The 11,678-nt window shown below is 56.1% G+C and carries 10 protein-coding genes; 4 read left to right on the top strand and 6 right to left on the bottom strand.

What is annotated here, in order from left to right; translation table 11 throughout:
• Positions 1–54: 54 nt before the first annotated feature.
• The 6 genes from VQ830_RS20105 to VQ830_RS20080 form a co-directional block, all read right to left on the bottom strand.
• Positions 55–681, bottom strand: coding sequence for a hypothetical protein (locus VQ830_RS20105; RefSeq protein WP_337269928.1), 627 nt, complete (start codon positions 679–681; stop codon positions 55–57).
• Positions 682–748: 67 nt separating this feature from the next.
• Entirely contained in the window at positions 749–1,339 is a 591-nt protein-coding gene (locus VQ830_RS20100; RefSeq protein WP_337269927.1) for a TetR/AcrR family transcriptional regulator, read from the bottom strand.
• 252 nt (positions 1,340–1,591) lie between these two features.
• Positions 1,592–2,281, bottom strand: coding sequence for an aspartate/glutamate racemase family protein (locus VQ830_RS20095; RefSeq protein WP_337269926.1), 690 nt, complete (start codon positions 2,279–2,281; stop codon positions 1,592–1,594).
• 286 nt (positions 2,282–2,567) lie between these two features.
• Entirely contained in the window at positions 2,568–3,323 is a 756-nt protein-coding gene (locus VQ830_RS20090; protein ID WP_337269925.1) for an SDR family NAD(P)-dependent oxidoreductase, read from the bottom strand.
• Positions 3,324–3,455: 132 nt separating this feature from the next.
• On the bottom strand, positions 3,456–4,874 hold the full coding sequence (locus VQ830_RS20085; protein WP_337269924.1) for an MFS transporter: 1,419 nt from the start codon (positions 4,872–4,874) through the stop codon (positions 3,456–3,458).
• Between the two features lie 81 nt (positions 4,875–4,955).
• On the bottom strand, positions 4,956–5,639 hold the full coding sequence (locus VQ830_RS20080) for a TetR/AcrR family transcriptional regulator (protein ID WP_438618319.1): 684 nt from the start codon (positions 5,637–5,639) through the stop codon (positions 4,956–4,958).
• Positions 5,640–5,919: 280 nt separating this feature from the next.
• Between VQ830_RS20080 and VQ830_RS20075 the strand changes: the two genes are divergently transcribed.
• From VQ830_RS20075 to VQ830_RS20060, 4 genes are all read left to right on the top strand, one after another.
• Entirely contained in the window at positions 5,920–6,525 is a 606-nt protein-coding gene (locus VQ830_RS20075) for a hypothetical protein (protein WP_337269923.1), read from the top strand.
• Between the two features lie 333 nt (positions 6,526–6,858).
• A complete protein-coding gene (locus VQ830_RS20070) occupies positions 6,859–8,304 on the top strand; it encodes an efflux transporter outer membrane subunit (RefSeq protein ID WP_337269922.1) in 1,446 nt (481 codons plus the stop codon).
• A 4-nt stretch (positions 8,305–8,308) separates the two neighbouring features.
• Entirely contained in the window at positions 8,309–9,622 is a 1,314-nt protein-coding gene (locus VQ830_RS20065) for an efflux RND transporter periplasmic adaptor subunit (protein ID WP_337269921.1), read from the top strand.
• A 3-nt stretch (positions 9,623–9,625) separates the two neighbouring features.
• Positions 9,626–11,575: a MacB family efflux pump subunit gene (locus VQ830_RS20060; RefSeq protein ID WP_337269920.1), complete on the top strand. Its 1,950-nt coding sequence runs from the start codon at positions 9,626–9,628 to the stop codon at positions 11,573–11,575.
• Positions 11,576–11,678: the final 103 nt, after the last annotated feature.

Raw genomic sequence — 11,678 nt, 5'->3', positions numbered from 1 at the left:
TCGGAGGTCCCCGGCCGGGGCAATGGGGGCGGCACCGGCCGGGGACGGCGTGGCTTACATGGGGGGAACCACGCCATTCTTGCCAACGACCACCTGATGGGCGATGGAGCCTGTTGCGGACTTTTCGGCAGTTATAAAGACAACGGCACCTGAAACGAGGTCATCCTTGCTCGCCGCAGCAATCGTCACCACGGGCGTTCCATCTGGAATCGCAATCTTCTTTTCCTTTCCATGATAGGTGACGGTGACGGTGCGACCATCGACATCTTTGACAGCATCCGCGACCGTCGCATTGGTCATGCTGCTCTCCGGCTTAAGATCCCAGCCATAGCTTCCCTCACCTGTGCCCTTCATCGCAGGCGGGAAAATCAGAACCTCGAGGGCGCCATCGCCCCCGCCCGCTTTGGGCAAGGATGCAATACCAACGAAGTCGCCCGGCTTGATGTCGGTGATCTTGGCATCGGCAACGGCCGCTACTTTCCAATCGGCTGCCAGCGCGACATCGACGGTTTCGCCTTCACGTGTTTTTACTGTCAGTTTCGAAGCTGCAGAGCTGACGATGCTGCCGCGGATATGGATGGGCACGGCTTTCTTATCTTCGGCGTAAGCCGGCGCGGATAAAATGGCCGCCGAGACGATGCTGGTCAGTCCCAGGACTTTAATGAGCAGAAAAGTTTTCATGATTCTTCCTACTAGTTGGTAGCTTCGCGAAGTGCGATATTGCCCGCGTAGGCTTCCTACTGCGGGATTAGTGGGAGACGACTGGGGTCAACCGCTGAAGGGTTGGCGCAAGGATGGTCCCAAATATATCAGGTTTGCCATAGGCCCTGGCCGAAAGCATGGCGCCGTAAACAGTGGCTAGAAATGCTTCAGCCTCGACCTCGGGCTCACTATCGAGCCGCAAAACACCTTGTCCGGCGCCACGCTCCATGACTGAAGTCAGCCATGATGAGATAAAACGGAAGAAGCCCCTAACCTCGGCTGCGACTTCAGGCGGCAGAGACGGCAGCTCGCTGGCAAGAAGGGCGCATACACAATAAGGCCTGCTGGCATCCTCAATACACTTGGACCAGTGGTTGGCATAGACCTTGAGGATGTCGAGGGCGTTCGGGACATTTTGTTCGAGGATCGTAACGCTTGCCTGACCATCTTCGCGATAGCGCTTGACGAGCTCACGCACCAAATCGACCTTGCTGGGGAAGTGATGATGAATGCTTGCCTTTCGGATTCCCACCACCTCCGAAATGTCCGCATAGCTAAAACCGTTATAGCCAACGTTCATAATCAGGGTCCGTGCGGAAGCCAGGATATCGTCTGAGGTATTCGAAAAATTGCTCATATGCATTACCTACCTTCTAGTAGGATGTTCGTCAAGAAGAAATTCCAGAATGTTTTGGATCGGCTACTCGAAATGGGGGCGTATACAAGGCCCGTAACTCTTCTGAGACCACAGGGCGAAAATTCTCGTCCCCTTTAACCGCCTCACTTCGAAACGAGAAGCTCGCCCCAAATTGATGCGATTGAACCAGCAAGAACTGCCTTCATGTGCTCTGCAGGATTGGCTAAGGCCGACGGCGGATAGCAACGAAAGTCACTGCAAGGCGGCCTCAAGCGCGGCTTTGCAGTGGATTAGAGTTGTATCGAAGACCTCTACGCCAACATTATCCTGGTTGAGAAGCATACCGACCTCTGTGCAGCCAAGGATGAGGCAGTCGCAGCCTTGATCGATCAATCGCTGCGCAATCAACTCAAAGGTCAAGCGGCTATCGTCGCGGACAATATCGCGACAAAGTTCATCATAGATGATGCGGTGGGTTTCCGCTCGATCATCGACCCCAGGAATGGCTGGCGACAATCCACGTGCTGCTAGGCGCTCGATATAAAATGCCTGTTCCATGGTAAAAGCGGTGGCCATCAACCCAGGTTTCTGAAAACCGGCTTCAAGGATAGCTGCCGCCGTTGCATCGGCGATGTGTATGAACGGTATCGACAGCGCCCCTCTAAGTTCGTCGGCCACCTTGTGCATTGTATTCGTCGCCATGATAAGAAGGTCTGCACCGCCACGCTCGAGAGCTACGGCTTTTTCTTTCAGAATTTTCGCTGCCCTGTCCCATTCGGCCGATGCCTGCAATTTTTCGATCTCATCGAAATCGACAGATCGGATCAGAAGCTCGGGAGAATGAAGTCCTCCCAGATTTTCGCGGGTCAGCCTGCATAGTTCACGATAGTAGATCTGGGTCGAGGCCGCGGACATGCCGCCAAGTATACCGATCGTCTTCACGTTGTTTTTCCCTGTTCCAGTCGCAGTCCATGACAGCCGGAGTGGCGCTCGAACTGAAACAATGTCCATTCATGCCGTCAAGATCGAACCGTAGCCGGTCATTGGCGAAACTCGACAACACAGCGCACGACGTTGCGTTTTTGAAGAGCCTAGATTTCTTGGCGGCGAGCTACAGCCCCGGGGCCGGGAGTTCGCCGTCATGCCGCTTCACGATCGCTTGCTCTGATAGCCTCCGATTGAGTGTAATTTTAAGCTCGAGGTGACAGGTCATGGCGGTCACTGACGATCAGGCAGCAATGCCGCCGTCGACCAGAATCCCTGAGCCGGTAATGTAAGCTGCGCTCGGCCCAGCGAGGAACGCGACGGCGGCTGCGACTTCCTCGGCTGTGCCATATCGAGCAATCGACAGGCTCGGCAGGATAGCAGGGGCAAGAGCCCCATCCGCAGGGTTCATGTCGGTATCGATCGGGCCCGGCCTGACCAAATTAACCGTGATCTTTCTGGGCCCAAGTTCGCGCGCGAGACCACGCGTGAAGCTCTCCAGCGCAGACTTTGTCGCGGCATAGACTGCAATGCCAGGAAATGGGACCGCAAGGCCTGCATTGCTTCCGGTACTGATGATGCGACCACCGTCAGGGATGTATTTTAGTGCCGCCTGCGTGATCAGGAAGACACCGCGCAGGTTGACGTTCAGCTGCAAATCTATTTCCTCGAGGGGCTGATCAGCAAACTGTCCCTTGAAAAGGACGCCAGCGTTGTTGATCAGGATATCAAGTCCGCCGAGTTCAGCAACCGTTCGCGCCACGGTAGCTATGGCCGCGCCTTGGCTCGCTGCATCAGCCTGAAGGCCAATCGCTCTGCGGCCCATGGCGCTGATCTTCGAAACGAGCGCTTCAGCTTTCCCGGCCGATTTCTCATAGGTAATTGCGACGTCGGCCCCATCCTCGGCGAGCTTAAGTGCAATGGCCGCACCGATACCACGTGCTCCACCAGTCACGAGCGCGTGTTTGCCTGCGAGAGGCAGGTCGGAAATGTCGTTCATAGAGGTTCTCCTTTGAAAAATCGTCCTGTTTCGCTTCATGACTTTAGAGCTGTCTGAAGCCGATAGACTGGTACGGTCGCAGGTTTCACGCGGCCATCACGCCGACCCTTCGCTATATCCATTCAAATCAACTCAACGCTGAAGCTTGCTCTCGGATGCGAGGCCGGCCGAGAGCCATCCTGCAATCAGCAGACAGATTGCGATGACGCTGGCTGCCACGCTGTATGCTCTGCCAATGGATTGCAGGTCAGTTGCAGGCCCCAAAATCGCAAAGAACAATCCGCCGATCACGGCAGCTGCGAAAGCGCCGCCGATCTGAAGCATTGAATTGACAAGTCCGGAGGCCAACCCGGACTGAGTTCTGCCAACCCTTTGCACGACGCTTTTCAAAAGATTTGGAAGCGCAATCCCTTGCCCCATCCCAATGAAAAAGAGCGCCGCAAACAGGAATTGAGCGTGCTGACTTAAGATTAAGGCTGCTGTCATGAACAGCCCAACGGCTTGCAAACCCATGCCAACAGCCGCCGAATATCGTCCGAAGATAGCAAGGGCGCGCTCACTGGCGAAAGGCCCAAGAACAAAGCCGAGTGCTGCAGGAAGGATCGCAAGCCCCGCCTCGAAAGCCGTACGGCCTAGACCGCTCTGCTCATAGACCGAAAAGATAAGCCAAAACGCCGCAAGTGCGTAGAAAAAGAGGGCGGCGACAAGCCCGCGCACCAATCCGGCAACCTGGAGCAAGCTCGGAGAAAGGATCGGATCGCCACCTTTTGCCTCCAGGCTCGCCTCATAGCGCCAAAACAGCCAAAGAAGTGGGAAAGAGACGGCAAAAAGAAGGATTGACCAGATCGGCCAGCCCTGCTCTCGCCCTTCGATTAGCGGCGCGATCAGTGCGAAAAGCGCAAGTGCAATGACGAACGCTCCTTTAAGATCCAGTCTGCTTGGGTGTTCCGATCGCGTCTCGCGCAAAAAGATGACAGCGGCGGGCGCGGCGATCGCGATGACAGGAAGGTTGATGAGGAAGATCGCTCGCCATCCAAGGCCGAGGATGTTGAGCGCAATCAACGCTCCTCCGAGAAAAAGGCCAGCCATCGATGCCAAGCCGAAGGTCAGGGCATAAAAGCTTAGTGCTTTCGATTTCTCGTGATTGGGAAAGATGGCATTGATCGACGCCAATGCCTGAGGCGCCATGACGGCTGCGGAAAATCCCTGCAGGATCCGGCCGATGATCAGTGCCGATGGCGACCACGCGAACCCGCATAAGGCGGAGGCGAGGGCGAACCCCACCATGCCGGACAGAAAAACATTCCGACGCCCATAAAGATCGCCAAGTCTACCGCCTGTTATCAGCATAACGGCATAGCTCGTGGCATAACCAGAAATAATGAGCTGCATCGTCGATGCTGAGGCCTTAAGATCCTCGCGGATTGATGGCAGCGCCACGTTGACAATAAAGAAATCCAGCGGCGGCAGGAAAGCACCTGCCAGTAAAATGACCAACGCGGTCCATCTGCGCGGATCGAGGTCAGCCTCAAAGGCACGGGAATCGTTCACAATCTTTCTCCCTGTTCACACGGATGCCGCCAAGGCAGCCTCTACAGTTGCATATTGGAACCATTTGGTTCCAAATTACACTCAGCCAAGCGCTTTTAGCGCCAGATCGACCATGGCCCGCGTCTGCTCGCGATCGGCTCCCGCCTTGGCCAGCACACGCATGCCCTGGATCTGACACACGAGGAACCTTGCAAGGGTCCGTTCGTCCAGACCGGGATCGATTTCGCCCAAGGCCTGAGCCCTGATGATCGCGGCGGCATAAAGATCCTGCAGGCGCCGAAAAAGGCGGGAGATGCGAGGCGCAACTTCCCTATCCTGCGGAAGCATCTCGACAGCTGCGAAAACAGCAAAGCAACCACGCAGGCCTTCCACGTCGGATGTTTGGTCCACCTGCTGCGAAAATGCTTCGCGAATTGCTGCCTTGGGCGACGGATTGGAATGCAGCGTTTCACCGACCGATCGGACCGCGTCGTCGATATAGGTGTCGAGGGCACGCAGATAGATGCCCCGCTTATCGACAAAAGCCTTGTAAAAGCTTCCTCTGGAAAGCTCCATACCGTCCAGCAGGTCTGGAAGTGATGCGTCGTGATATCCACGGCGCCAAAACACATCCATCGCCTTCCGAACGGCTTCATCGAGTTCGAATTCACGTGGACGACCGACGGACACATGCGTTTGATTGCGTTTCACCATGCCTGCAATATGGAACCATTCAGTACACAATGCAAGCTGTATTTTGGCAAACCTTAGGATGAGATCGGCCACGCAACGGCTTTGGACGCGGCGCACCGGCTGACCGCAGATGAGGCACAGGCTTTCGTCGCGGACTTTCCAAGCGCCCAGTCATTGGGTCGGCGCGCATCAGGTCTGGTAACCGGCGCACTCAAAAGCCTCCGATTTGGAACGAATTGTTGCTGTCGGCCTGCCTGGCAAACTTCGGTCACAACATTCCCTCTCCAAGAAATGTTCAGAAACATCAGGACGTATTGTGTTCATATCGCCCTATTAGCCTTGACAGCAGTCAGTGGTAATGAAGGCATCCATCATGAGGCAAGGATACATCGTCGCAACTCTCCTGATAATCGCGATCAGCAGCATCGCTGCTTCCGTGCAAGCGGATGAATTGGACGATCAGACCACGCCCATTACTGAAGTAGGGCCGCCGTCTCCGACCTATATGCCGCCAAGGCCTTTGGAGCCTCAAGATTCACATCGGCGAGACCAGACGATGGCCTTCGGTGACGACATGTTCATCCCGCCTCATGGCGTGCCTCATCCGACGGATCGGGCATGGGAGCTGGCCAGCAAGCTTTCGGCCATGGAAACCTTGATTGGCGTGCGCACCGCTCAGCTTGATGCCTGGAGGGACTACACCGACGCGCTTTTCAATTTCCTGGCTTTCCCAGCGCGTCAGCCGCTTAGCCCTCCTTCCGTAAATGGCTCTTTTGAACAGACACCAGATCGCAATAGCGATAAGCCGACGGGGCTTTTTGGCGAGCGGATCGCAGCCGGCTTTCTCGATCGTGGCGTCAAAGCGGCCGCTCTCAAAGACAAGGCTGCCTCCCTCCGCAAAGTTCTAAGTTCGGATCAGCTGGCCCGACTTGAGAGTGCCGAACAATTCCTGGTGCCCAGCCCTCCAGAATTTCGCTGATGCCACTATAGGCTGCCTAGACAAGAGCTCGTTATGTAGTCGATTTAGCTACTCCCTCCGCCTCCCATCGATCGAGATCCCACACCCCCAAGGATGTCGTTTCGATTGGAGAGAGCCGCCCCCTGCGGGGCGGACTGGTCCGGGAACGCCTTGCCCGCGTTCCCGGACTTTATCTTGCTAGCGCCATCCTTTCAGCTGGCAACGCCGCCTGCCTTCCAAAACGATCCGTCGCCGGCAGAAGGATCATAGACGCCAGCGCAAAGAGCAACTGATCAGGGATGAACAACTGTGTGGATATGTTCGTGTTCAAATAAGACAATACCCGCCGTAATCGTGGCCGCCGCAGTTGCCGGCACGCTAACAAGTTGCGTCGTCGGCCCCGATTATGAAACGCCAGCATTTTCCATGCCGTCTCACTGGGGCAGCAAAGCGTCGGGAAAGCCATCGAAAGCGCCGCAGTTGTCGCAATGGTGGAAGCAGCTCAACGATCCGACACTCGATGCGCTGATAGAGGAGGCCATCGCCAACAATCTGGATGTCGCAACGGCGAAAGCTAAAATCCGCCAGGCCCGCGCTACATACCGCGAACAGAAAGGCGCACTGCTGCCAAGTGTCGAGGCAACCGGGTCGGGGACGCGAACACGCACATCAGCTACGACGAGCGCCACATCCGAGGCCGCTTTTTCCACACTCTATAATGGTGGCTTCGACGCCAGTTGGGAGCTTGACCTGTTCGGTGGCAACAAGCGCGCCGTTGAGGCGGCCAAATACGGTGTCGATGCGGCGGACGAGGAACTGCGCGACACCATGCTGACCTTGGTCGGCGACGTCGCTTCCTACTACGTGCAGGCCCGCGAGTATCAGGCGCTACGCGATCTTGCCAAGCGCACGGCCATCTCACAGCGCAAAAGCGCAGCCCTTACTCACTCGGAATACATTGCCGGCAGCGCTACTGGTGTCGATACAGCCAAGGCCGACGCGCTTGCCAGCAGCACGGAGTCGGATATTCCGACCTACGAAATCTCCTACGCGCAATCTGTGCACCGTCTGGGCGTGCTCTTAGGCAAGCCCCCTACTGCGTTCGAGGAAATGCTGAAGTCCAGCAAGCCAATTCCGAGTCCAAAAATGAATGCGTCAACCGGCATTCCTGCCGATATTCTGACATCGCGGCCGGACGTCCGTCTCGCGGAAAGGCAACTTGCGCAGTATACGGCAAAGATCGGTCAGGCCGAAGCTAATCGCTATCCGTCCATCTCGCTGACAGGCGACATTTCTTCGTCAGCCGCAAACCTCGGTGATCTAGCGAAGAAATCCTCCATTGGTTGGTCATTCGGTCCGTCACTGACTGTCCCGATCTTTCAAGGCGGGCAGCTCAAAGCCGCTGTTGACGCCGCCAAGGCAGAGCGGGACCAATATTTCATCGCCTACCAGTCAGCCGTGCTCTCGGCCATGGAAGATGTCGAAAATGCCGTTGTGTCGCTGACCCAAGAGCGGCAGAAATACGCTAAACTCGTTTCTTCCATGGACTCCTATCGGAACGCGTCGGATCTATCGCGCGAACTGAATAAGGCCGGCGCGTCAGATTTTTTGGATGTGCTTGATGCCGAGCGGTCTCTTTATAGCGCTGAGGAGTCGGTCATTCAAAGCAGAGCGTCAATTGCCACTGATTACATCGCGCTCAACAAGGCGCTCGGCGGCGGCTGGGATGGGAAGATCGACGTTTCAACACCAGTGGTGATCGACGTCAACACGGGCCCGCACCTAACGTTGGCGAAATAATTCCATGCTGGATATCTTAGGTCAAAATGCACAAGCGAGCTTACGTTCGAAACGAGCCAGGAACGCAAAACCAGCCGGTCCTCGTGCCCGCAGAACCGTCAGCCGGCGGAAATTTCTCTTTCCAGCGTTTCTTGCGCTCATCGCCGCCGTCTTCATTTGTCTCCGCTCTGGCTATTTCGATCATCAGCCATCGCAGGCCATCACTGCGCCAGTAACACGTGGCAATATCGAGGAGAACGTGCTGGCTTCCGGCACATTCAAACCCATTCATCTCGTTGCCGTCGGCGCGCAAGTTTCCGGGCGGATCACCGCACTTCATGTCAAGCTCGGTGACACTATTAAGAAAGACAGTCTTGTCGCCGAGATCGACTCGACCACGCAAGTCAATGACCTGAGGACCGCGCAGGCATCAATTGCCAATGTCAAAGCGCAGCGAGAGGAAAGCGAGGCTGATCTTGAGAACGCACAGCTTACGCTCATCCGCCAGCAGACGATCTTTCGCAACCAGGCGGGCTCCAAGGCGGACCTCGACAATGCAGAAGCGAGCGTCAAGAAGATTACTGCCCAGATCGCCGCTCTCGACGCTCAGAAGATGTCGGCTGAAGTCGCGGTGGAGACGGCACGCGCCAACATCTCTTATACGCGCATCAGGGCGCCGATCGACGGCACCGTCCTTGCTATCGTCAATCAAGAGGGTCAGACGGTCAATGCGGCGCAATCGGCGCCAACCATCGTCATCATGGGGCAGCTCGATACGATGCTTGTTCGCACCGAGATATCGGAGGCCGATATCGTGAAGGTCAAGGTGGGACAGCCGATTTACTTCACCATTTTAGGAAATCCCGGCACTCGCTATGAGGCGATCCTGCAATCGATCGAACCCGCCCCCACATCTATTACCAGTGACAGCAGCGTCTCGTCTTCCGTGACGACATCGTCTTCCAGCAGCACGACTTCGTCGTCCTCATCCTCAGCAATCTACTATAACGGCATTTTTGCCGTGCCCAATCCGAACAACTACTTCCGCACTTACATGTCGGCCGAAGTTCACATCGTACTGGGCGAGGCCAAGGACGTCCTCATAGTCCCCTCCTCTGCGTTAGGTGCCAGATCGGCAGATGGTTCCTACCTTGTTCAGGTACTGGGCGATGATGGAAAGCCGAGCTCGCGCAATGTGACTGTCGGCCTTAATAATAATGTTTCCGCTGAGATCCGGTCCGGTTTGGCTGAGGGGGAAAAAGTCATCATCGGTGAAGCAAGCGCCACCGCGATGAAGAACAGCAGCAACGGCGGGCCGCCTCCGCCAATGGGATTTTGACCGGTGAACGAGCCTATCATAGAACTGCGGGATCTGCGCCGCGAATATCGGTCGGGTGACCGCACGATCGCCGTTCTGCAAGATATCAACCTCACAATTGCAAGCGGTGAGATGGTCGCCATCGTTGGGCCTTCCGGCTCGGGCAAGTCGACCTTGATGAACATCATCGGCCTGCTGGATCGGCCGACCGCCGGCAGTTATGCGATTGCTGGGGCCCATACTGACCAGCTTGACAGCGATGCCCTGTCGCAGTTGCGACGAGAGCGTTTCGGTTTCATCTTCCAGCGTTACAATCTGCTTTCGGAGCTGACGGCGATCGCTAACATCGAGGTACCGGCCATCTATGCCGGGCAGCCACGTGAGGTAAGACGTCAACGTGCCATTGCACTGCTTGACCGCCTCGGGATGGGTGAGCGTGGCAGTCATCGCCCGGGCCAACTTTCCGGCGGCCAGCAACAGCGCGTGTCGATCGCGCGTGCTTTGATGAACAATGGCAATGTCGTTCTTGCCGACGAACCAACAGGCGCGCTCGACCGGCAAAGCGGCGAAGACGTACTGCGCATTCTCGGAGAGCTGCATAGCGAGGGACACACGGTCGTCATCGTCACTCACGACATGAATGTCGCTTCGCGCGCCGACCGCATCATCGAAATCTCCGATGGCCGGATCGTTGACGATCGGCGAACGAAAACGGCTGAACCTTCAATCTCACTGCCTGAAACGATAACAGGCCAATCGGGCTGGGGCGAAATGACGGCTCGACTGCTAGAAGCGTTTCGAATGGCGCTGCTTGCACTACAAGCACATCGGCTTCGATCCTTCCTGACTATGTTGGGCATCATTATCGGAATTGCGTCTGTCATCAGCATCGTAGCGCTCGGCGAGGGATCGCAAAAAAAGATTCTGACAAACATCAATAGCCTCGGCACGAACACGCTGGAGATCTTCCCAGGAAAGAGTTTCGGCGACACCCGTTCCGGACGAATAAAAACTTTAGTCGTGGCCGACGCCGATGCGCTGGCAAAGCTTACCTATGTTGCCGCGGTCACGCCGACAGTGTCCACAAGCACCACTGTCCGGTTTGGCGCGACGGAAGCAAATGCCCTGATCAATGGCGTCGGCACATCCTATTTTTCCGTGAAGGGGTCCAAGGTCACTTCAGGCCGGCTGTTTGATTCCGATAGCGCCCGCAGGATGACGCAGGATGCGGTGATCGACCAAAACACAGTGACTGCGCTGTTTGCCGATAAAGGTATCGATCCGATCGGACAAACACTTTTTGTTGGTAAGGTCCCGGTGCGCGTTATCGGTGTCATTGCGGCACAACAAGCCGGCTTCGGTTCCAGCGACACGCCTTCGATCTTCCTTCCCTACACCAGCGTCCAAGCTCGCTTCCTGGGCGACATGTCGTTGCGCAGCGTCACCATCCGTGTTGCAGACAATGCTGATAGTTCAGTCGCCGAGGCCGCAGTGACGCAATTTCTGGAACGACGACACGGAACCAGGGATTTCTTCATCCTCAACACAGACGATATCCGTCAGACCATCACCAGCACTATTCGAACGATGACCCTCCTGATCTCATCTATTGCTGTCATTTCGCTGCTGGTCGGCGGCATCGGTGTGATGAATATCATGCTGGTTTCTGTTTCCGAACGCATTGCCGAGATCGGCGTGCGTATGGCAGTCGGCGCAAGGCGCCAGGACATTCTAGAGCAATTCTTGATCGAAGCTGTGCTGGTCTGTCTGCTGGGCGGAACACTGGGCATTGCGATAGCGCTGTGCTTCGGTGCGATGTTCAATTATTTCGGGTCCAATTTCTCTCTGATCTATTCGACGAGTTCGATCATCCTCGCCTTGACTTGCTCCTGCACAATTGGTCTTGTCTTCGGTTATCTGCCGGCACGCAACGCTTCACGGCTAGATCCTGTAGCGGCGCTTTCCAGAGACTGAATGTTCTCTATAAGTGGAGGTAGCCTTTAAGCTTCCCGCCTTTTCGGTTGGCTTCGGCCGTTAATGGGAGGGGACTATTTGTTCCGTTGGCCGCAAAAGTGCG

The sequence above is a fragment of the Oryzifoliimicrobium ureilyticum genome, from assembly GCF_037199735.1.
Taxonomy (GTDB): Bacteria; Pseudomonadota; Alphaproteobacteria; order Rhizobiales; family Rhizobiaceae; genus Rhizobium; species Rhizobium ureilyticus.
Note: the sequence above shows the minus strand (reverse complement) of the source record. Positions and strands in the feature narration are given on the sequence as shown.